Here is a 21,002-nt window from a genome sequence, read left to right as displayed (position 1 = left end):
CGGCCCGGTCTATCAGTTCCGCCACGCTGCCCTGCACGACCACCTCGCTAGCCAGAAAGAGTTCAACACGCAGACTTGACGGGGAACTGCCACAGGTCCAGTACGCGGCCCGCGCGGTGGTGGGTCGGTTGGTCAACGTACGGGCTGCCCGTGGTCACGTCCCGGACCAGCCGCACGGACAAGGCCCGGCCGCGTGGTCGTCGCCGACCGTGTAGCGGTGATCGGCGGTGGCCTCGACACCGATGGTGAAGCATGACCTGATGCTCAGCGTTGGTTGATGTTTCGAGTCCTAGACTGGCCGATATAACCGACGCGTGGGGCGAGGATTTCATGGAAATGCACCGCATCGGAAAATAGTACGTAGTGTGGGGATTTCGACCGTTCGGTATGGGCTTGTGATCAACCTTCTGGAGATCGGGCGAATAAAATTTGAAGACTACGAGATAGAAAATATTCGTCCCCTCGTAACCTCAAGCCCTCCGCCTCGTGGCTTATCGCCAGATTGGGGGGAGAAGAAGGTCGCTAGGTTGATCGGCGTCACTGAAATCGTTCTGGGCGCGCTGATCGGAGCAAAACCGATTGCGCCGAGAGCGTCAGCCCCCGGCAGCCTCGCCGCCGTCGGCATGTTCGCCACCACTCTCAGCTTCCTGGCTACGATGCCCGAGGCGTGGCAAGAGACCCGCGGGGAACCGAAGCTGTCCCTCGCGGGGGCAGTTTCTGGTGAAGGACGTCGTTCTCCTCGGAGCCCCCTTGCTGACGGCCGCGGACGCCCTGCAAGCCGCCGGTGGCGCGGGCTCGTAGGACGGACCCCGCCATGAGGATGTGCCGGCAATGCCGCCCGGCCGTCCTCACGCCCCAGAATTCTCGGAGCGGCTTCGAACACGGTGACCTGTGAACCGAACCTGCGGAAGATTGAGGAGAACTCGATGCCCTGGTATCCGCCGCCCACGATCGCAAGCCGTCCGGGCAGGGTCGTGCCGCTGGGCCGGTCGGTCGGAAACAAAGCGTCGGGATAGGTGCGGACGTACTGGCGGAATGTCAGGGGTGTTCGGCCGATCAGTCGAGCCAGCGCGTCGACGCCCGCGGAGCGACTTGGCCCGTGCTGAGCGATGGACAGTCCAACGGCAGAGATGTGCACTGCCATGTCGGGATTGACGACACCGCCAGGATCCAGTTCGGACAGTTCGACCAGTTCTTGATGCCAATGGCAGCCGGGAGCACTGATGAGCACCACACCCATCGCCGACCTCGCGTTGGTGTCCGATCGCCATTCCGCCGGCCTGATCAGCCGGGACGGGTCGGCCGAGTGGCTGTGCTTCCCCCGGTTCGACGGGCCGTCCGTCTTCGCCCGCCTACTGGACGACGAGGCCGGGCACTGGGCGATCCGCCCGGCCGTCCCGTATGAGACGACACGCCGCTACCTACCGCAGACGATGGTGCTGGAGACCACCTTCCGCACCGGGAGCGGCACGGTCGTTCTCACCGACGCCCTGCTCACCGGCCCGGACGACGGCGGCCACCGGCTTGGCGTCGGTGTGCCGCACCTGCTCGCCCGACGGGTGTCCGGCGTCGGCGGCGAGGTGCCGATGGAGGTGGAATACCGGCCCCGGCCGGAGTACGGCCTGATCTACCCGATCCTGTCCGTCGTCGACGGCGGCGTGACCGCCCGCGGCGGCGCCGAGTCGCTCGTGCTGACCACGCCGGTCCCCCTCGGCATCGGCGACTGCAGCGGATACGGCGTGTTCACGGTGCGAGAGGGCGAAACACGGCACTTCGGGATGCACCGCTCGACGCTGCAGGAGACTCCCACGCGGGTATGGGACCAGGCGGAACTGGCGGTCCGGCTGGACGACACGATCGTCGCCTGGCAGTCGTGGTCCAGCCTCCACCAGGCCTACGACGGCCCGTGGCGCGACCTGGTGCACCACAGCGGGCGGGTGCTGCAGGCGCTGTCCTTCCAGCCCAGCGGCGCGATCGTCGCGGCCGCCACGACATCGCTGCCCGAATGGGCCGGCGGCGAGCGCAACTGGGACTACCGGTACACGTGGGTACGGGACGCGTCACTGACCATGGGCGCCCTGTGGGTCGCGGCCTGCCCCGACGAGGCGAGCGACTTCTTCGCCTTCCTCACCACCGCCGCCCCGTCCCTTGGCATGGAGCGCGCGCTGCAGACCATGTTCAGCGTCCGCGGCGAGCACGACCTGAGCGAGCGCACTCTTCCGCACCTGCGCGGCTGGTGCGGCAGCCGACCGGTACGCGTCGGAAACGACGCGTGGAACCAGCGGCAGATCGACGTGTACGGCGAGTTGCTCGATGCGGCCGTGCGCCTCGAACGGCAGATCGGCGAAATCGACGACGACGTCCGGCGCTTCCTCCTCGTCTGTGCCGACACCGCGGCCGAGCGCTGGATGGAAAAGGACCAGGGCATCTGGGAGATACGCGGGGAGCCGCGGCACTTCCTGTACTCCAAGCTCATGTGTTGGGTGGCGCTGGACCGCGGCATCGCCCTCGCCGGCCTCCTACGGGCGCAGGAGCGTGTCGAGTCCTGGCGGCGGACCCGCGCCGAGATCCGCAAAACCCTGCTGCGCGAGGGCTGGAACGACCGGGTGGGTGCGTTCACGCAGGCCTTCGGCTCCGACGAGCTGGACGCCAGCGTCCTCATGGTGCCGATCACCGGCTTCCTTCCCGGGGGTGACCCGCGAGTGCTTTCCACGATCGACGCCGTCGTGGACCGGCTCACCGACGAACAGGGCCTGGTCTACCGCTACCGCACCGGCGACGGCATCGACGGCCTCGCCGGCGAGGAGGGCACCTTCCTGCTGTGCTTGTTCTGGCTGGCGCAGGCGCTCGCCATGTCCGGGCAGGTCGGCCGGGCCAGGGAGGCACTCGAGCGAGCCGCCGCGTACGCCAACGACGTGGGCCTGCTGTCGGAGCAGGTCGACCCCGGGAGCGGCGAGCTGCTCGGCAACTTCCCGCAGGCGTTCAGCCACATCGGGCTCATCAACACCGCCTGGGCCATCGACGAAGCCGAACGAACCGCACGGGCCGGCGGGGCGGCCGGTGCGGGCAGCGGGAACGGCGATGGCCGGATGGCGTGAGATCACCGCCGAGTTCGTCGGCACGGCGCTCCTGCTCCTGCTCGTCGTCAGCGCGATCGTCGCAGGCTTCGCGCCCGGCTCGCCGCTCGTCGATACGGTGCCGAACGAGGACCTGCGGAGGCTCCTGACGGGCGTCCTGACCGCCACCGCGGCGGCGGGGATCATCTACTCGCCACTTGGCCGGATCAGCGGCGGCCACCTGAATCCCTCGGTCACGACCGCGTTCTGGGTGCTGGACAAGATGACGTCAGGTTCGGCGCTGAAGTACGTCTCAGCGCAGGTGGCGGGCGCGATCACCGGTGCGCTGGCGGCGCTTCTGGTGTGGGACGGCGCGGCGGCCAGCGTGCGGGTCGGCGCGACTGTACCCAGGCTCGGCGGCGCGGCCACCGCGCTGGTCGCCGAGGCCGTGATGACGTTCCTGCTCCTCACGCTGATCCTCACCTTCGTCGACCGCCCGCGCCTGATGCCGTACACCGCGGCCGCCGCGTCATCGCTCGTGGCCGTACTGGTGTTCACCGAGGGGCCGGTGTCCGGCACCAGCCTGAACCCCGCCCGCAGCATCGGCCCCGCGCTGGTCGGCGCCACCTGGACGGGACTGTGGGTATACCTCGTGGCACCGACACTCGGCGCGGTGACCGCGGCGCTGCTGCACCGGCGCCTGTGGGGGACCGTGGCCTGCGCGAAGCTCATGCACGACCAGGCCTACCCATGCCGCTTCCTGAACTGCGCCTACACCTCACCCGACGACCGCATCCGGCGGCCCGTCCGCACCCGCTCCGCAGCTCTGTCGTCCATCCTCCCTGGCATCGGCCGGTGGCGACCGGGCGCCCGTCACCCTCGCTCACGGAGGGAGCACCGAAGATGAAGGCGATCGCCGTATATCTCGGGAAGGCAGACAGCGCCCACATCACGGACGTACCCAGGCCGGCCGCAGCGCCGTTCTTCCTCGTCGCCGCGCTGGCGCCGGGCATGCCGAGCGCGGACACGACGCGATCGTGAACGTGACCACGATGGTCGCCGGTTCGGCGTCGCCGGGATGGGCCTGTACGGGGCGAACAAGGCCGCGCCGGAGCTGCTCACCAAGTCCTGGGCCGCCGAGTACGGGCCACGTGGCGTAACGCGTCAACACGGTCAGCCCCGGGCCTACCCGTACGGAGGGCACCCCCGCGAGCTCTGACATGCCCATGAGGGTCGCCGCCGTCCTCACCTTACCCACCAGACAGCGCAAAATAAAGGACTATTTCGTCCATATGCGAGAGAAGCTGCTCAGGAGCCCTCATCGGCGGCGTAGGCGCGGATATGGTCGATCGCCATGTCCAGGGAGAGCTTCATGGGGCCCGGGTCGCGGGCCGTCTGAGCGAGCAGATAGCCGCCCTGCACGGCGGCCATCATCCCGGTGGCCAGCGCCGCGGGATCCGCGTCCGGCCGCAGGGCGCCGGAGTCTCGAGCTCTCTCCAGGCCGGCTCGGAGCAGCCCCTCCCACTCCTCGAAGTGCTGGGCGAGTGCCTTGCGGATCCCCTCGTCCTGGTCGGCGAGCTCGCTCGCCAGCGAGCCCAGCGGGCAACCGTACGCGCCCTCACGTAGGGCGACGCGTTCGACCAGCGCGTCCCGCCATCGCTCCAATCCCCGCACGGACTTCAAACGCGTGAGGTATTGCTGGTGCCACTCCAGAACCTCGGAGGCTTGCAGCGCGACGACATCACGCATCAGGGCATCCTTGTCGGGATAGTGACGATACAGCTGTGACTTGCTCGCCCCGCTGGCTGTCCGGACATCGTCGAGGGTTGTTGCGGCCACGCCACGGACATACATCATGTCCGTGGCCGCTCTCAGGATGCGGTTGCGCGTGGCCCGCCCACGCTCGGTCAGCCGAGCATCGTTCTTGTCCCGCGCCTGATCCGCCACAGGATCCAGCCTAGTGCGAGCGAATCCTAAAAACTCCAATTATGGACTTCAAGGTTCTTTTTGGAAAAGCTCTGCAGGGAACGACCGCAGGTGATCTCCGGCAGACGGGCCAATCCGCGGGGCGGATAACGAGAACCGGAGACCGCCGTCGGCGCCGTTAGGGCTGGTCCTCCAGCCGCACATGAGACGTGAGCCGGAAACGGGCTGGGTCACGCTGGTGCATGCTTGAGCACAGGTACGCACGCCGGTGGATACCTACGCGTGCGTGTAGCTGGATGAAAGACGAGCGACCACTGCTGTGATCATTCAGGTGTGAAGGATCTGAAGGTCATGCGGTGGCCGCGTTGGCCAGAGTGGAACATCGCAGTGCCGCTCGTCTGCAGGCAGACCTGGATGCCGCGTTCGCGCTGGTGGCTGGGCGATTCAGACGCTCCGAAGTTCTGCAGTGTGCTCGTGCGTGTCTCGCAGGAATGCTGTCTGGGCTGGAGCGGAAGAACGGCTGGTTGCTCGCCGAGTACGCCGGTGAGGCCACGCCAGACGGGATGCAGCGCCTGTTCAACGCCGCGAAATGGGATGTCGACGGCGTGCGCGACGACATCGGCACCTACCTGATGGAGCACGTGGGCGAGGCCGACGGGATCCTGGCCGGTGACGACACCGGGTTTGCCCAACAGCGCAGCTGCTCGGCGAGAGTGCAGCGGCAGTACACCGGCACGCTTGGCAGGGTCGCCAACTGTTAGATGTTCCTCGGCTACGCCTCCACCCGTGGCCGGGCTGTGCTCGATCGGGAGCTCTACCTGCCCAGGGAATCGTGGATCGCGTCGCCGGAGCGCCGCGCGGCCGCACGCGTCCCCGAACAGGTCGACTTCGCCACCAAACCGTCATGATCGAACGGGCGCTCGCCGCCGGCGTGCTGTTCGGCTGGGTGGCCGCCGATGAAGCCTACGGCGACAACGGACCACTTCGCCGCTACCTGGAGAGCCAGTAGATCGGCTACGTGCTCGCGGTCTCCCGCGCCGACCAGATCACCACCGGCGTCGGCAAAGGTCCGCGCCGACGTCATGGCCGGCAAGGTGCCCAAGAGCGAGCATGGAGCGCGGAACCTAACGGGACCGTTTCGAACGGCCGCGTTACGTTCCGCGCTGACTCGACTGGCTGGCGATATCTTGGCGACGAGCTTGATCTCCACCAGTTGCCCGGGGAATGCCAGCCTGGTTCTGCCGCCCGACGATCGCGTCCTCGAGTCCTCACGGACGAACGCGGATGACCGTCTTTCCCTTGCGTCGCTCGGTCGGGTTGAGGGCCGTCCAGACCCGGTTCGGCTTGGCCGCGGTGAACTTCCGCTTCACCAGGTCGGACGGGGCAACCGCCTGCCGGTCGGCGATGGTGGTCCGACATCCCTTACGCCGGCTCACCCCGGCCAGCCCGGCGGCGCGCATCAGCCGGGCCACCCGCTTACGGCCCACCCGGGACCCCATCCAACTCCCGCAGGTCGGCATGGATGCGCGGCGCCCCGTAGATGTCATCAGAGGCCCGGTGGTGCCGGCGGATCTGCTCGGTCAGCAACTGGTCCTGCCGCGCCCGCGCCGATGGGCCGCGCTGCTGCCGGGCGGCCCAGGCGTAGTAGCCCAAGCGCGACACACCCAGCACCCGGGCCATCAGGGAGACCTTGTGGTGGTCCTTCTCCGCATGGATCAGCCGGAACTTCATCTCGGCAGATCCGTCTCCCGCGCGAAGAAAGCCGCTTGACGCTTGTGCGCAATGTCACCGACCTAGACGACAAGATCCTGGCCGCAAGCAAGGTGGCTCGCATCCCGTGGTGGGCGTGGGCGTACCGGAACGAGAGAGCGTTCGTACGCGCCTACCAGACAATCGGCGTCCGCACTCCAACGTACGAGCCGCGAGCTACTGGCCACATCGCTGACATGCTCGAGTTCATCGGCAGACTCGTCGACGCGGGCTTTCCGGACCTGACCCTTCCACCCGAACCTGAGATCGCAGTCACAGCGAGTTCTCAGGAACCCGGGACCAAAACGGTTCTCTGCGATGTTACTTCCAGTGACGCCGCAGCCAGCGACGTCAGAAGAGGAGATATCGTGTCGCACGACTACAGCAAGACTCCGGAGGCGCTGAGCCGCCTCACCGACAGCCAGTTCCGCGTCACTCAAAAGGACGGGACGGAGCCGGCGTTCCACAACGAGTACTGGAACAACCATGAGCCGGGGATCTACGTGGATGTGGTCTCCGGGCAGCCTCTGTTCTCGTCGACCGACAAGTACGACAGCGGCACCGGATGGCCGAGCTTTACCAAGCCGATCGTGGCAGCCGCCGTTCGCTCGGAGACGGATAGGTCGTTCGGGATGAGTCGCACGGAGGTGCGGTCCACCGGAGCTGACAGTCACCTCGGGCACGTGTTCGATGACGGTCCTGCCGACGCCGGTGGCCAGAGGTACTGCATGAACTCAGCGGCGCTGCGCTTCGTCCCGGTCTCCGAGCTCGAGACGCAGGGCTACGGCGAGTACCGCTCGCTGTTCGAGACGGCCGACACCACCAGCACAGAGGAGCACGCATCATGACCAGCGGAATTCATGACACCGGACAGATCACCCGCGAACCGGGCACCGAGACGGCCATCCTGGCCGGCGGGTGTTTCTGGGGCATGGAGGACCTCATTCGCCGGCAGCCAGGCGTGCTGGACACGCGCGTCGGATACACCGGCGGAGACAACGATCACGCCACGTATCGCAACCACCCCGGCCACGCCGAGGCGGTCGAGATCGTCTTCGATCCGGCCCAGACGACCTACCGTGACATCCTGGCGTTCTTCTTCCAGATCCACGACCCGTCGACGTTGAACCGTCAGGGCAACGACATCGGCACGAGCTACCGCTCGGCGATCTTCCCGCTTACCCCTGAACAGGAGAAGGTCGCACGTGACACGACCGCCGATGTCGATGCGTCGGGCCTGTGGCCGGGTAAGGCCGTGACGACGATCGAGCCCGCAGGGCCGTTCTGGGAGGCCGAACCCGAGCACCAGGACTACCTGATCGCGTACCCGAACGGCTACACGTGCCACTTCCCGCGTCCGGACTGGGTACTGCCCAGGCGCGCTGGGACCTCAGTCTGAGGGCTCTATTGCGAGGGCGCGTTCACCACTGAAGCGATGAGCGCGCCCTCACCGGTTCCGTCACGAACGTCGCCGATCGTGTGCCCGATGGTGGTGTCGTCTCCGAGGCTGGCCACGGTCCCTGCCCTCGGTCCGGGAAGAATGACGAGTCAGTCCTTTCCGCGTTCAGCGGTTGCCCGCCGGAAGTATCAGGTCGAGACGGAAGCCGTCCGGCAACCGCTCCGCGTGGACCGCACAACATCGTTCGGATGCAGAGCGACGCCGACGTGCCTGGCGCCGTTGGGGCTGGCATGGGATCTCACGGAATTCGACGAAGAGCTCACCCGCTTGGCTGGTTGGCAGCCCGATCCCGCACAGCAGCTCTGCCGCGAGCAGGACCGTTGGCGTCAGGCTGTGCGTGATGTGAAGGAGAGCTGGCAACGCCTCAACAGAAAGCGCGAAGTTGGCCGCGCGGATGGAGACAAAGGGCAGGTCTCTTCCATCAAATCAGGACGGCGCCGACCAGATGGGAAGAATTAGTAGGCGCCATGTTGTGCGCGCAGGACGCCGACCGACCTCGGCTGGGCGAAAGGCTCACGCGGGCTGGCCCGCATGACCAAGAAAGACCTCGGCGCCTTCTACGACGAGTACATCGCCCTGTTCCTGCGCTACAGCCGTAAGGCCGAAGAGGCCCGCCCGACGCCCGCCCCGTCTACGTCCGTTTCTTCACCCTGCCCGTGGATGAGGACTGAGTCCGGCTTCGACCGCCGCTCGACGGTACGGGTCACAGTGAGGCTCTGGACGCGCCCCGCTCTCCTGAGCCTGATCCGGCGTCGCTACGCTCTGGTTCGATCAAGTGGAGGAAAGGCGGCCATGACCGGGACCTGTACGTTCTGCGGCATCGTTGCTGGAGAGATCCCCGCGGAGATCGTCTACTCCGACGAGCACGTGGTCGCCTTCCTTGACATCTCGCAGGCGACTCGCGGTCACACTCTGGTCGTCCCCCGCGAGCACTGTCGCGACCTGACCGACATCGGCCCGGACCGCGCGGGCCTGCTGATGCAGGGTGCTGTGCACACCGCGGCCCTGCTGCGGCGCGCGCTGGAACCGGGCGGGATGAACATCTGGCACGCCACCGGCCCTACGGCCTGGCAGACCGTGTTCCACTTCCACCTTCACCTGCTTCCCCGCTACACCCCCGAGGATCTCAGGCAGGCATGGACGCATCGGGAACTGCCGCTGTCGTCGCTGTCGCCACTCGCCGATCACATCAGGACCGCCGCGGCGTCCTGAGAGCGGCGTCACTCCGGCGCCGTCCGCATGGTTTACCCCACGTGGACGGCGCGGGAGTGACAGTTGGAACCAGCGACGACTTCGATCGGAGCGGATAGCTTGCGCTGCGGAGATCACCGAGTTGCGTACGGGTTAGAGCACGTGCCGAGCACTGCGACCGTCATCTATAGATGGTGCCGGCGTGGCTGGAGCGCGGGATCCATTCCGGGGAGCCGTGATGTAATGATCGAATAGGGCGGCGGCCGTGCTCGGTGCGTGCTCGTACGCCTCGGCACGTGTCGTCAGGGCCTGGCATCGCCTGACACGCAATGTTTGCGGAGACGGCACGAACTACTATCAAACGGCACTGCACGGCACTAAAAGATCTTGCTTCTAATCCGATGGCCGCAGTGCTCGCAACTCCGATGTCTGCGCCTTCGAGACGTGTCGAGACGAAGCTTGATCTAGTCTTTACGTTCGATCGTATTGGCGGCCAATACTTGATTTATCGAAAGCAGCGCGTTGCCAATGATTTGCTGAACATGTACAGAATGCCTTGTCTCGAACTTCGGTAGGGCTCACGCACGAATTCTGGGGACTTCGACTGCCTAATCCGACGGTCGCAGGTTCGAATCCTGCAGGGCGCGCTTTGATCATGGCCTGACCTGCGGCTATGCGGGATCGGATGCGTTCTAGAATTTTCGTCTGGCGCTTGCGTGCTCCGTGCGTGCTCGCGCGCACCAACCCCGCACACGCCATGATCAACATCGGCCTTCTGGGGGTGTACCGCTTCAAAATTCATCGCATAGGGCTTGCGCTGGGAGTCCTCCGGAGTGGCTATGCGGCTCGGTGTACTCGTTGATCAGCCCGTCGAGTATCTTGCGGCGTTCGATCTGGCCTTCCAGCGGTACAGCGGTTTGCTCATCGTGATCGGGTAGTCGCTGTGAGCGGTACTGGTGCGGGCGAGGACGGTTGTAGTGGTCGACATACTCGGTCAGCACCGAGCGCAGGTGCCGTTCGTTGTAGATCAGCATGCGGTCGGTGCACTCGGCTTGTACGGTGCGCACCCATCGCTCGGCGTAGCAGTTGGCCCGCGGTGTGCGCGGCGGGGTCTTCATCACTGTCACGCCCGCGCCGGCGACAACCGCGTCGAACACCTTGGTGAACTTGGTATCTCGGTCGCGGATGAGGACGCGGAAGGAACCGACCCGGTCGCCGAGGTCCATGAGCAGGTTGCGGGTCTGCTGGACCGTCCACGCTCCGGTCGGGTGGGCGGTCACCCCGAGGATGTGAATGCGCCGGGTGGCGATCTTCATCACGAATAGCACGTACGGGCGTCTCAAGGAAATTGTGTCGACGTGGAAGAAATCGACGGCCAGCAGTCCCTTGGCCTGAGCGCGTAGGAAGGTCCTCCACGAGGTATCGGCGTCTCGGGGAGCCGGGCCGACCCGCCGGCTCCGGAGGATCCGCTGCACGGTCGCTTCACTCGCGCGATAGCCGAGCCGGGCCAGTTCGCCATGCACCCGACGGTATCCCGAGGCCGGATTCTCCCGCGCCGGGCGCAGCATCAAGTCCCGGACCTCCTGGATCTTCCTTGGGCGGCCGGACCGGCTCGGATACGTCCACCGATCTCGGATCAAGCGCCGGTGCCAAGCCGGCAGGGTGCCCGGCGTCACCTGCCGATGAGCCCGCAACCTCGGCGGCAGGAGTCGCGCCAGCGAGGTCAGGATCGCTCGATCGGCCCAGTGGGGCTTGGGTCGGACGACCTGACGCCGCAGCGCCATGATCTCGGCATCCTTGACCGCCTCGCTTCGGCCCAGGAGTACCAGCCGGCCGAACACTAGGACCAGCCGGGCGCCCTGAACGGGGCGCCGGGCGCTCGGATGGCCCGCAATCCCGGTTTTACCTGGGGAAACGCTGTTCAAGATCATCCCGTATAGGTCCCTTGATCATGGTCTTACGGCTGCCTGCGGGCACCGCCTGCTGCCTACCAAGGTCACAAAACGAAAGACCTGCGGTTATGAAACCGCAGGTCAGGGGCCCGAAATGCCGATCTAGGTAAGTGCCCCCTGGCGGGGCGCGCACCAAATCTTCGGGGGTTTCACCTGCGGTTCCGCACGGCCGCCTCATCGTGGAAGCCCGTACCGGGGTCATCAAGAGTGGTGATCGGCGATGAGGATGCCTGCGGCCTTCGCCGCGCCTGCCGATGCTTGGATTCGGCGGACGACAACGACATCGGTGGTGTTGGTGGCGGGGATCGTCGCGGTGGTCTCGTATCAGCACATGCACGAGTTGGCGCTACGACACGGGGAGAGTTGGCGGGAGCGACGTTGATCCCGCTGGCGGTGGACGGCATGATCGTGGCCTCGTCAATGTCGGTCCTGCACGCGAGTCGGATCGGGCGTCGTGGGGGAGCGCTCCCGTGGATCCTGCTGGTCGTGGGCAGTCTGGCTAGCCTGGGCGCCAATGTGGCGGTCGCCGACCCAACTCTGATCGCTCGGATCATTGCTGCTTGGCCGTCGTTCGCGCTGATCGGCGCCTACGAGATGCTCATGGGTCAGATCCGGCAAAGCCGCGCTGCTCGGGCGGCAGATCAAGCCGAGTCGGGCTTGTCGTCCGATGCAATGCTTGACCATGAGGCTGGCCACGGAAACACGACGCGGGAGTGTGCCCAGGAACTCCACCGGCTGGCGTGGGGGTGGGCTCAGGACAACTGTCGACCTGATGGTCGGTTGCCCTCCGGCAAGGCCATCGCCGCACAGTTTGCTCGTAGCGATCGATGGGGCCGGTGGATAAAACGGGCGGGATGCTCCGGCCGCCTTGAACCATCCGCTGGCAATGGATCCTAAAGGGCGAAGGCCTTATCGTCGTTCTCCGGGGAAATATTTCCCGGTTAGGGCAGTGCTATCTGCATAAACATTCGAAGATCGGATTTTCATGCCGGTCTTATCTCGCGATGTTTGCGGCCGAAATGCTTCCACCTGCACCGCGGAGAGTGTGCTCCTGGCCTGATGAGTTAACTGCGCTCGCATGGGGCTTGTGGCCCGAGCGTTAGCGAAGACCCGATCAACGCGCCGCTTCCTGGTTAGGTGAAAGTCGGTTCGACCAGCAGTAAGAACCGCTCTAGCTCCGCTTGGGCCGACTCACCGGAGAAGTGCTAGTAGGTCGTTGCGTGATCGACGCGCGGGAATGTAACCGTTGCGTGGCGTCGTCGATAAGGGTCAGCACGTCGTGACCATCAATATCCCTGAGGACTTTCCCCTTGAGCCTTACTGTTCGGCGGTGTATCCCGATTGGACGCCATCCGGACGCTCGCGGTTCACGTCGACAGCTAGCTAAATCTACTTAAGTCGATGATTTTTCTTGAGGGCGGCCGCGGGGCCGCGCCAGGAAGGAAACGTTGATGATCAGACGGACATTAGCCGCCCTCTGTATTGGCCTTGCGGCTGCGGTGCTCATGACAGTACCCGCGGCGCAGGCTGTGCCGCATACCCCTGAACCGGTTGGCAAGAGCCTTATGTTCGGCTCCGTGCGGCCGTTACAGACAGTCATGGTGGCTGGCGCCGCGACCGCGCCCGCTCTGGACGATGCAACCCGGCGGGACCTCGCAGCATGGGCCAAGGCGGCGGGTGTGCCGGCGAGTGCCGCAGAGCACAAGTACCGCGGACAGCGCGAACTCGACGCACTGGCGGACAAGCTGGCCGCAGACCCCGGCACCGGATACGTGCAGGCCGGTTACGTCAAGGACAAGGCCTCCGCCGACGGCGCGGAGGTCTGGATGCGGTTCACGAAGCCGCCATCGCAGGACGTGCTCGATCAGCTGGAGAAGCTGCCGTACCTGACTCAGGTGCAGTACGGCGCGCCGCTGGCCTGGAAGGACCTGGAGCGGGTCGCGGAGGCCATGTTCACCGCAGTGGCCGATTCTGCGGAGACGGCCGAGGTGCTCTCGGAGATTGCCCCGGAGACCGACGAGATTCAGATCACCTATAGTGCCGCGGCCGACAAGAAGGTTGACCAAAACAATCTTCTGGGGGAGGCGCTGAAGGCCGGCGTTGCGGCTAGCCTCACCGGCGACATTCCCGTGCCTGTGCGGCTCACCGAAGACCCCTCGCTCCGGACGGGGACCGAGACGACGGTCAAGGGCGGTCACACGGTGTCCGACGCCACCGGGGCCTGCACGTCAGGGTTCACCGTCATGGTCAACGGCATCTTCGGTGTCGCGACTGCGATGCACTGCCCGAACTATATGAAGTACGAGGGCGCCACCGGCGTGATCTCGTACCGCAACGCCGCCAGCACCACGCCCTCCGGCGCTCATGTCGACCTGCAGTGGCACAGCACTCTGTCCGGGAACAGCACGAGCACCAAGTTCCAGGCGGACTACAGCGACGAACGGACCGTCGACTCCGCGTCCAATGCCGTGGTGGACGACCCCGTGTGCAACTTCGGGATCGGCACGCAGCATCAGGCCTGCTCCACCGTGCACAGCCTCGCTGCCTGTTACACGCCGGAAGACCTCAGATTCTGCGGGCTGGCCAGCACCGATCTCTACGTGACCCTGCCGGGTAACAGCGGCGGCCCGTGGTACTTCGGGAATGTCGCCAAGGGCTACCACAGCGGCGTGGCCACAATAGACGGAGCGGGAAGAAGCCTCTACACACCGCAGACCCGGGTCGGTGAGAACCTCGGCGGCAGCGTTTTGAACGGCTGAACCCTCGCATGGCTGAAGCCGTCATGTAGGTAGCTCAAGGTTTTTGGCCGTCGCCATATGACACTTGACGCCTCGTTTCCCTGTCTGCCGCATCGGGCAGACGGGGAGATCCGAAGTTAGGAAGCATCATGTCCATGCGTATTGCCGCTCTCATCGTGCTCGGGGTCAGTCTTTTCACAGGCTGCAGCGGTGCCGGAACGGATCCGAAAGACAACCCGACAACCCACGCCCAGCAGCCCGGAGCACAGACACCGGCGGCCACAGGCGGGCAAGGCGCGACTTGTATTCCGTCGGCAACCTCACAGAGTGCGCGCACACGAGCGGATCTCGTCCGGCGCTCCTTGAGCGATGTGACGTCCACTGAGACGGCTGCCGGGCACAAGGTCCGCGTCTTGGGCGAGAACGGCAACTGCGCCGACAGAACAGACGATTACCGCAGCAACCGGGTCAACGTCGTAATTCAGGACGGAAAGGTTATCTGGGCGAGCATGTTTTAGGGCCCGTACGGACGTGAAATCCGGGGATTACCTGGGCCCCAGGGCGCCGCCGCCGTGCAGTTGGTTTCCGAGAACCTGCGCTTCTGCCGGGGAGTCAGGTGCACCCGCCAGAACAGGAGGACGGGTGCCGACTGCCGACGGCGCGCTCATCCCTGTCCTGCTTGGGCTGTCCGGCGGCGTTCGCGTGCAGGTTGAGGATCGCCGGCGCGGCCCCCGGCGGGCGGCGATCGCGTCCATGACGGCCCGGCGAGCCGGCTCCACTGCGGCGCCGCCGCCTGGAAGAGCACCAGGTACGCCGGCCGATGCGTACTTCCCCGCAGGCGTTCGGATGCCGAGTACGACGATGGCCTGCTCCGTCCCCTGCTCGCCCCGCGACGATGATTGGGTGCCCGGTTCGATCTTGCCCGCGAGTGTTGCCTCGATCGGATGACCGATGATCCGACCGGCCGGCGTTCCGTTGGCCCGCCCTTGCCCGGCTCTGCCGGCGTCAGCCGCTTTCCGACCGGCGATGGCAGGCCCCTCCGCTGCACGCCCCTACCTTCGCGGATCGGACGCACCGTCCATCTCAAGGAGGAAGTTGCTCAGTGGCTGCCGAGTGCGGCGAGCTGTTTCTGGACGCGATCCGCGTCGGCGATGCGTTGCTGGCCCTGGTAGAGGGCGAGGGCCTGACGCCAGGCCTGGCGGGCCGCGTCGGGACGGTCGAGGGCTGCCTGGGTGTGGCCGATGCGGTCCAGGGTGTCGGCTTCGTTGTAGGTGTGTCCGATCCTTTGGAACAGGTTGCGGGCCTGCCGGTAGTGATCGAGTGGTGGCGTACCGGCCGGTGTGGTGTGGTGGGCGATGTACCCGAGAGTGTTTCAGTGTGTCGGCCTCACCCCTCGGGGTCATCGTGCTTGCGGTAAATGCCGAGGGCTGCCTCGCACCGCGTACGCGCTTCGTCGTGCTGGCCGGACTCGGCCGGGAACCAGCCGATGGTGGTGAGCGCGTCCGCCTCCCACACCGGGTTGGCGAGCGTCCGGTACAGGTGTAAGGCGGTGGTGAGGTGTTTTACTGTCTGCTCGTGGGCTCCGTGCTCCTTTTCTGCCCAGCCGAGGGCTATGTGGATGTGGGCCACCGCCTCAAGCGCGGTCAGAACTCACGAACATTCGCGGTCACTTCTCACGAACGAAATCACCCGTAGGTGGTGTCGTTGGCCTGGGCGGCGATCTCGTCCAGGTCGGAGAACGGGGTGGCCACCACGACCGGGCCGAAGATTTTCTCGCGCACGACTTTCATGTTGGGTCGGGTGCCGGTGAGCACGGGCTGGACGAAGTAGCCCTGTTCGCCGTGCCTGGCGCCGCCGGCGACCGCGCGGGCGCCATCGTTATCTTGGGTTCGCAACCCCTTCCCGCAGGTCGGAGCGAAATGATCTTGTCGGGCGCGTAAGGCAAGGCACGAAGCGATCCAGGCGGTCAGTAGCCGGTCGTTGCCCTGTTTGGGGTCGAGGAGAGCGGTGAAATCCCGGACCAGACCGGCGAGCATGGTCATCTCGTGGCAGGCGGCGATCGCGGCACATAGTCGTTCGGCGTGATGGCCTGCGAGCTTGCCCGGTTCGGTGAGGAGAACGCTGGCCAGACGCTTGGGAGAGATCGCGGGCCGGTCGCATTCGACACGGCCAGTGAGGGTTATTCCCAGCGTTACCAGCGTCGCCGTGAGATGCGTAGGCGGATGCCTCCGCTGTCCGGCAGGGCACGTATCCGGGCAGACCTGGCGGCACCAGACCCGCGCTGGGATGATCTGAAAGGACTGCGTTGGGAGATCGCTATGGCGTATTACGTTCGGATGCCAGTCGAGGGCAGCGCGGAGGCTGTACTCATCGAGGTATCGGCCAACGGTGAGGGTGATGAGCTCGTCCGCGCGGCCCAACCCGGAGCGGTCATCGACCGGGTTGGCGAATCTGTGCAGGCAGCGGTTGCAAAGCTCCGTCCCGCGGTCGCGGCTGTCACAGAACAGTTGACCAAGATGCCGACGAGGCCGGATCACATCACCGTCGAGTTCGGGATCAAGTTCACCGCCGAGTTGGGCGCGGTGATCGCCAATGCGGGCTCGGAGGCTAGCTTCGGCATCACGATGACGTGGGATAAGGGGGAACTGGACGACCAGGATCACAAGGCACTCCCTGATCGGCCCCCTGCGGGAGGGTCGAGCGCTCAGCCGGGCTGAAGTCCACCCTGCCGGCCAACTGGCACAGATGCCGGGCCCACACCGCGGGGTCGAGGGACAGCGGGCCCAGCTCGCCAGCCAGATTTCCGTGGAACACGGTATCCAGGTTCGGAGTCAGGTCGAGGACATGGCCGAGTCCGATGCCATTGGCCTCGTCTCCGACGAGGATAGCTCCCGGATCGAGGACGGAGACCCGATGCGTGTTCAGGTCCACGGTGACGATCTTCCCGGGGGCGACGAAGCGCATCATCCGGCCCGCCGGATCGGCACGCACCATCCCTTCGCCGTCCGTCCTCGGGAACGCCTGTTTCCACACCTGCTTGCCGCTCTGGACATCGATCAGTGCCATGGTCCCATCGACATCTCCGTCCATGAGCCCAAGAAATCGGCCTGAGGGATCCAGTCCGATTTGCTGTGGATCCACTCCTGTGATTTCGCTGGGCTTCAGCGGGGTTATACGGGAAGTCGTCGTGTTCCAGATCAGAACCTCAGGTTCGCCCACGTTCGCGACGATGCGGACGGCCGCGAGGGGGCTGCGCGGGGCGGCGTCGATCGAGCAGTATGACGGATCTTTGCGTGGCGTCGTGAACTGAACACGGGACCCGACAAGCTCCATGGTCGGCACGTGCCAGCGAGACAACGATCCGTTGTCGCAAACGAGCAGATCACCCTCACTGGCGAAGGCGTAGTTGAGATAGTTCCAGTTCTCGGCCTTGTCGAGGGGGGCCAGCGTGGACAAGGGAAGGTGGGCGACCAGGGCGAGATCCGGGACCCTTCGAACCCGTAGCTCGTGGTTGTCCCTGGCGACGATATATCGTCCATCAGGGCTGAAGATCGGATCTTCTTCAAAATGGTCCTTGTAGGTGACCGAAGCGACATTCCGGCCGGTCGTCGTATCCGCGAGATTGAGGAGCGCGCTCGGCCCGGTGAGCGTGGCTGAAGTGAAGATGTAGCGTGCGTCAGGGCTCATCGCCTCCGCTCCCGTCGCCCCCTTTGCTGGCACTTGCAGCATGACGTCCCGCAGATACACCCCGGTCGGCATAGAAACGGCCAGCCGCCCGACATCGTGCTCCACATAGGCCAGTGGCGGACCGGAGGTGTGCCCCCTGGGACCGGGTGGCAGGAGAACCTCAGCGCTCCGATCGCCTGTTCTGAGGTCGAAGAGATCGATCTTGTACCCATTGATCGCCGCCAGCCGGGACCCGCTCTGGTCGATCCCGGCCGTCTCCCCGCAGGCTTCGAAGCCGAGATGCTCCTGGCGCGGCTTGCCGGTCCCAGTGTCGTAAACGTCAAGAGCCACAAGATCTCGAGGTCCGTTCCCTTTGGAACGGCACGCCACGACTGTGCCGGCATCGCCGCTCAGGATCGGAGCGGCGTTCAGGCCCAGGCCCGTCGCCGCCGGTCCACCCTCCAGGCTGTGAATCAGGCGTTTCGCGCGGACATCCCACACGTCGAGCCACACTTTAGAGCCGAACGAGACGGGATCCCACGCTGCCAGAATCCTCCCTCCGTCAGGGCTCAGCTGGATGGTCAGCAAGGTAAGGCGGGGCGAGAAGGAGGTTTTCAGGTTGAGCGATGAGAGCACGGCACTGGAGCGGACGTCCATCAGCCACACCTCGCCAGTCGTACGTGAGGAGCTTGCGAGGAGGACGCGACCGGCGGCACCAAGCGAGATGCGGTCGATCGGGCCAGGAACGGCGACATGCGAGAACCTCCCCACTCGCCCCTGACCGTCGATCTCGTACACCGTGACGCGCCCGGTGCCTGCCACAATCGCCACAGCAGCGCCGTCCGGGCTGAAGCTGACCCGGAACACGGGCTCCTGAACCGGTAACCCCACATAGACGGCCTTGTTCTGCCCTATGCTCCACACGCCGACCTCCCGGTCGCCGAACCAGGTCATGATCCGGGAGCCGTCCTGACTCAGCTGGAAGTCCTTCAGAATCTGACCGTTGCGGGTGAGCAGGTGATCGACCCCTACCGTGGTCAGATACTGCGCGAACAGGTTCTCGTAGGTCTCGCGCGTGGGAGAGGTGCGATAGGCGGCGACGGCCAGCAGTTTCGCGGTGTCGGGGAGCGTGGTCGACAGACCGGAGGAGAGGGCGGCCATCGCGGCGGACGCGGACCTGGTCTGTTCGACCGCCCTCTGCTGACTCTGCCGGACGAAGAGGAAAGAGGCCACGAGAGCGGCTAGGGCCAGCAACGGGACGCCGATCTTGAGAGCCAGCAGGAACCGGGAGCGCCGGCGTGCCGCGTCCGCGCTCCGCTTGACGAACCCCCGCTCCTCGGCGTCGAGAAGATGCCCGTGACTTGCGAGAAACGATCGAGCGGTCGCCAGAGTGACGCCGTGGAGGAGGTCCTCCTCGACGCCGCTGCGACGCCACTGGTCGATATCGCGAACCAGTTGGTGGCGGAAGAATAGGAAGGGCCGATTGACTTCGACCAGGTCGCGCAGCCCCGGCCAGTTCTGAATCAGGGTCTCGTGTACGATCTCCACGGAATCGTCATCCACCGTGAGCAGCCGGGTGGTCGCGAGCCGCCTGGCGAGATCCCAGTCCTCCTCGCTGAACTCGCATCTGTTGGCGCGCCGCCGTACCGGGCGAGCGGTCTCACCCGGCTCTACCAGTCTGGTCAGCAGGCGCTCGGCCGCCGGCACCGAGGTGATCTCGGCACGCCACACCTCATCCGCGTAGGACGCTAGGGCGTTCTCGACGCCGCCCATCGCGGCGTAGTGGGCCATGGTCACCAGGCCCCCCTGTGGGCGTTCCGTCCAGAGCCTGGCGAGAGCGAACTGGAGCAGCGGAAGAGCGGTGGCCGTGTCACCGACATCGTCGAGGATCCGATTGACCAACTCGTCCTCGAACCGGATACCCTTCCTGGCCGCCGGACGCACGATCACACTGCGAAGCTCGTCTCTGCTCATCGGCTTGACGAGGTGGGACTGCGCCCAGAGAGCTGCCAGCTGCGGCCGTGCCATGGCTGCTTCCAGGTAGTCCGCCCGCATGGCCACGATCAACTTGGACCGCCGGGCGGGCTCAGTCGCGTCATGGACGATCCTTACGAGTTCGTCCACCCTGTTCTCGCTGAAGAACTCCTCCGCCTGATCCACGACAATGAGCCGTTCACCAGGTCCGGGCTCAAGGGGAACGCGCGTTTCCACGACTGCCGTCCGAGCGTGGCGCTGCCTGATGAGAGGAAGTATCCCGGCGCCGATCAGTGAGGATTTTCCGCAGCCTGAAGGGCCGTAGAGAGTGGTCACCGGGTGCTGCGAGACGGCGTCGGCCAGCGACTCGGCGAGTTCGTCCCTCCCAAAGAAGAACTCTCTGTCCTGCTCACGAAAGGGCCGCAGGCCGAGGTATGGCGATTGTCGGCTCACCAACTCGCCGAGCTCCGGCCAGGTGTCGATCAACGTCGAGGCCGGGATCATGTACGAGGTGCGACGCTTGGCCGCGGCCGCCACGACCATTCCGACCACGCCGTCGAGTCGATCGTCCCACAGCGGCGATCCGGAGAAACCTGGCTGGATCTGGTATCCGGCCCACCTATCGTCGTCGATCTGCAGACGTCCGACCGCCTCCCTGCCACGCAGCCTGCCCTGTGCCCACGCGCCTGACGGCTTGACGGCAGGGAACCCGAAAACGTGGACGTCGTGATCCCACAGTTCCTCGACGGACAACAGCGCCACCGGCATCGCGCCGGGCGGAAGTTGGTCCACGAGGCGCAACCAGCCGACATCCCCGCTTTCGTCGTCCCTGATCGGGTCCCAGCGGACGACTCTAGCTTTGGCACGTGGGTTGCCATCGAGCAGCGGGAACTCCACTGTGAGCAGCTCATCGGGCATCGCGCGCTCGCGCTCGGTGCGGCCCAGGGCTCGATTGACGACATGGGCGCACGTCAGGATGTCGGCTCCGGTGAAGAGGAAGCCGCCTCCGACCAGGCCACCCTCCCGCGCGATCACCGCCACCTGCGCCGGACCGAGCGCGACGTCAGCACTTCTCGGCATCGGCTCCTCCGGCCTTCCGGCTGCGAGACCATGATCCGGTGGAGTCCCGGTCCCTACATGAGTATGGAACCACTCATGTGGCAGACGGCCGCAATCGGGTGAATCTGGCGTACGCGGAACGTTTCGTGGGCACCGAGCTACAACTCTGTCACTCGGTTCTGCAGCTGCCAGCGTGGTTACGCTTCCAGCGGCCGCCGAGACACCCCGATCC

General features: G+C 65.7%; 19 protein-coding genes and 3 pseudogenes. 13 read left to right on the top strand and 9 right to left on the bottom strand.

Annotated features, from left to right (window positions below; all coding sequences use genetic code 11):
• The first annotated feature begins 314 nt into the window (after positions 1-314).
• The gene (locus tag ACWDRB_RS64340; RefSeq protein ID WP_449911996.1) at positions 315-818 is read left to right on the top strand and encodes a DUF417 family protein; all 504 of its coding nucleotides are present in this window, start codon (positions 315-317) and stop codon (positions 816-818) included.
• A 35-nt stretch (positions 819-853) separates the two neighbouring features.
• Here the strand turns inward: ACWDRB_RS64340 and ACWDRB_RS64335 are convergent.
• Positions 854-1,144 (bottom strand): annotated as a pseudogene (locus tag ACWDRB_RS64335) (FAD-dependent oxidoreductase); the annotation flags it as partial.
• Positions 1,145-1,223: 79 nt separating this feature from the next.
• On the opposite strand from ACWDRB_RS64335, the gene ACWDRB_RS64330 reads away from it, so the two are divergent.
• The 3 genes from ACWDRB_RS64330 to ACWDRB_RS64320 are packed head-to-tail and all read left to right on the top strand — an operon-like array spanning position 1,224 to position 4,097.
• Positions 1,224-3,098 (top strand): glycoside hydrolase family 15 protein, encoded by a 1,875-nt coding sequence (locus tag ACWDRB_RS64330; protein ID WP_449911990.1) that lies wholly within the window; start codon positions 1,224-1,226, stop codon positions 3,096-3,098.
• Positions 3,082-3,963, top strand: a complete 882-nt coding sequence (locus tag ACWDRB_RS64325; protein ID WP_449911989.1) for an MIP/aquaporin family protein — start codon at positions 3,082-3,084, stop codon at positions 3,961-3,963. Before ACWDRB_RS64330 ends, ACWDRB_RS64325 begins: the two co-directional genes overlap by 17 nt.
• The gene (locus tag ACWDRB_RS64320) at positions 3,960-4,097 is read left to right on the top strand and encodes a hypothetical protein (protein ID WP_449911988.1); all 138 of its coding nucleotides are present in this window, start codon (positions 3,960-3,962) and stop codon (positions 4,095-4,097) included. Before ACWDRB_RS64325 ends, ACWDRB_RS64320 begins: the two co-directional genes overlap by 4 nt.
• A 267-nt stretch (positions 4,098-4,364) precedes the next feature.
• Here the strand turns inward: ACWDRB_RS64320 and ACWDRB_RS64315 are convergent, their stop codons facing one another.
• On the bottom strand, positions 4,365-4,805 hold the full coding sequence (locus tag ACWDRB_RS64315) for a TetR family transcriptional regulator C-terminal domain-containing protein (RefSeq protein WP_449911995.1): 441 nt from the start codon (positions 4,803-4,805) through the stop codon (positions 4,365-4,367).
• Between the two features lie 3 nt (positions 4,806-4,808).
• Positions 4,809-5,003 (bottom strand): annotated as a pseudogene (locus tag ACWDRB_RS64310) (TetR/AcrR family transcriptional regulator); the annotation flags it as partial.
• Between the two features lie 344 nt (positions 5,004-5,347).
• Here ACWDRB_RS64310 and ACWDRB_RS64305 point away from each other — a divergent pair.
• Positions 5,348-6,088, top strand: a pseudogene (locus ACWDRB_RS64305) (IS701 family transposase); the annotation flags it as partial.
• Between the two features lie 162 nt (positions 6,089-6,250).
• Here ACWDRB_RS64305 and ACWDRB_RS64300 read toward each other — a convergent pair.
• Positions 6,251-6,469 carry a hypothetical protein gene (locus tag ACWDRB_RS64300; protein ID WP_449911987.1) on the bottom strand — a complete coding sequence of 73 codons (219 nt, stop codon included), beginning with the start codon at positions 6,467-6,469 and terminating at the stop codon, positions 6,251-6,253.
• Positions 6,459-6,713 (bottom strand): IS3 family transposase, encoded by a 255-nt coding sequence (locus ACWDRB_RS64295; RefSeq protein WP_449911986.1) that lies wholly within the window; start codon positions 6,711-6,713, stop codon positions 6,459-6,461. The genes ACWDRB_RS64300 and ACWDRB_RS64295 overlap by 11 nt, the downstream gene beginning before the upstream one ends.
• Positions 6,714-6,757: 44 nt before the next feature.
• Between ACWDRB_RS64295 and msrB the strand changes: the two genes are divergently transcribed.
• The 3 genes from msrB to ACWDRB_RS64280 all read left to right on the top strand — a co-directional run bounded on the left by msrB (position 6,758) and on the right by ACWDRB_RS64280 (position 9,402).
• Complete coding sequence (gene msrB / locus ACWDRB_RS64290) at positions 6,758-7,579, top strand: peptide-methionine (R)-S-oxide reductase MsrB (protein WP_449911994.1); 822 nt, start codon at positions 6,758-6,760, stop codon at positions 7,577-7,579.
• Positions 7,576-8,130, top strand: a complete 555-nt coding sequence (msrA, locus tag ACWDRB_RS64285; protein WP_449911985.1) for a peptide-methionine (S)-S-oxide reductase MsrA — start codon at positions 7,576-7,578, stop codon at positions 8,128-8,130. The genes msrB and msrA overlap by 4 nt, the downstream gene beginning before the upstream one ends.
• An 852-nt stretch (positions 8,131-8,982) precedes the next feature.
• Positions 8,983-9,402, top strand: a complete 420-nt coding sequence (locus ACWDRB_RS64280) for an HIT family protein (protein ID WP_449911984.1) — start codon at positions 8,983-8,985, stop codon at positions 9,400-9,402.
• Positions 9,403-10,172: 770 nt separating this feature from the next.
• On the opposite strand, the gene ACWDRB_RS64275 is transcribed toward ACWDRB_RS64280, so the two are convergent.
• Positions 10,173-11,312: an integrase core domain-containing protein gene (locus ACWDRB_RS64275; protein WP_449911983.1), complete on the bottom strand. Its 1,140-nt coding sequence runs from the start codon at positions 11,310-11,312 to the stop codon at positions 10,173-10,175.
• A 241-nt stretch (positions 11,313-11,553) separates the two neighbouring features.
• On the opposite strand from ACWDRB_RS64275, the gene ACWDRB_RS64270 reads away from it, so the two are divergent.
• The 4 genes from ACWDRB_RS64270 to ACWDRB_RS64255 all read left to right on the top strand — a co-directional run bounded on the left by ACWDRB_RS64270 (position 11,554) and on the right by ACWDRB_RS64255 (position 14,589).
• Positions 11,554-11,715: a DUF2637 domain-containing protein gene (locus ACWDRB_RS64270; protein ID WP_449911982.1), complete on the top strand. Its 162-nt coding sequence runs from the start codon at positions 11,554-11,556 to the stop codon at positions 11,713-11,715.
• Between the two features lie 20 nt (positions 11,716-11,735).
• Positions 11,736-12,230: a hypothetical protein gene (locus ACWDRB_RS64265; RefSeq protein WP_449911993.1), complete on the top strand. Its 495-nt coding sequence runs from the start codon at positions 11,736-11,738 to the stop codon at positions 12,228-12,230.
• 554 nt (positions 12,231-12,784) lie between these two features.
• The gene (locus tag ACWDRB_RS64260) at positions 12,785-14,092 is read left to right on the top strand and encodes a hypothetical protein (RefSeq protein WP_449911981.1); all 1,308 of its coding nucleotides are present in this window, start codon (positions 12,785-12,787) and stop codon (positions 14,090-14,092) included.
• A 128-nt stretch (positions 14,093-14,220) separates the two neighbouring features.
• A complete protein-coding gene (locus ACWDRB_RS64255) occupies positions 14,221-14,589 on the top strand; it encodes a hypothetical protein (protein WP_449911980.1) in 369 nt (122 codons plus the stop codon).
• Between the two features lie 868 nt (positions 14,590-15,457).
• On the opposite strand, the gene ACWDRB_RS64250 is transcribed toward ACWDRB_RS64255, so the two are convergent.
• The gene (locus ACWDRB_RS64250; protein ID WP_449911979.1) at positions 15,458-15,700 is read right to left on the bottom strand and encodes a hypothetical protein; all 243 of its coding nucleotides are present in this window, start codon (positions 15,698-15,700) and stop codon (positions 15,458-15,460) included.
• A gap of 56 nt (positions 15,701-15,756) precedes the next feature.
• Complete coding sequence (locus ACWDRB_RS64245; RefSeq protein ID WP_449911992.1) at positions 15,757-16,107, bottom strand: aldehyde dehydrogenase family protein; 351 nt, start codon at positions 16,105-16,107, stop codon at positions 15,757-15,759.
• Positions 16,108-16,155: 48 nt separating this feature from the next.
• Between ACWDRB_RS64245 and ACWDRB_RS64240 the strand changes: the two genes are divergently transcribed.
• Positions 16,156-16,788 carry a CU044_2847 family protein gene (locus tag ACWDRB_RS64240; RefSeq protein WP_449911991.1) on the top strand — a complete coding sequence of 211 codons (633 nt, stop codon included), beginning with the start codon at positions 16,156-16,158 and terminating at the stop codon, positions 16,786-16,788.
• Here ACWDRB_RS64240 and ACWDRB_RS64235 read toward each other — a convergent pair.
• Positions 16,691-20,791, bottom strand: coding sequence for an nSTAND1 domain-containing NTPase (locus ACWDRB_RS64235; RefSeq protein WP_449911978.1), 4,101 nt, complete (start codon positions 20,789-20,791; stop codon positions 16,691-16,693). The genes ACWDRB_RS64240 and ACWDRB_RS64235 overlap by 98 nt on opposite strands.
• Positions 20,792-21,002: the final 211 nt, after the last annotated feature.

Source organism: Nonomuraea sp. NPDC003707 (genome assembly GCF_053587055.1).
This window is presented reverse-complemented; position numbering and strand designations above follow the sequence as displayed.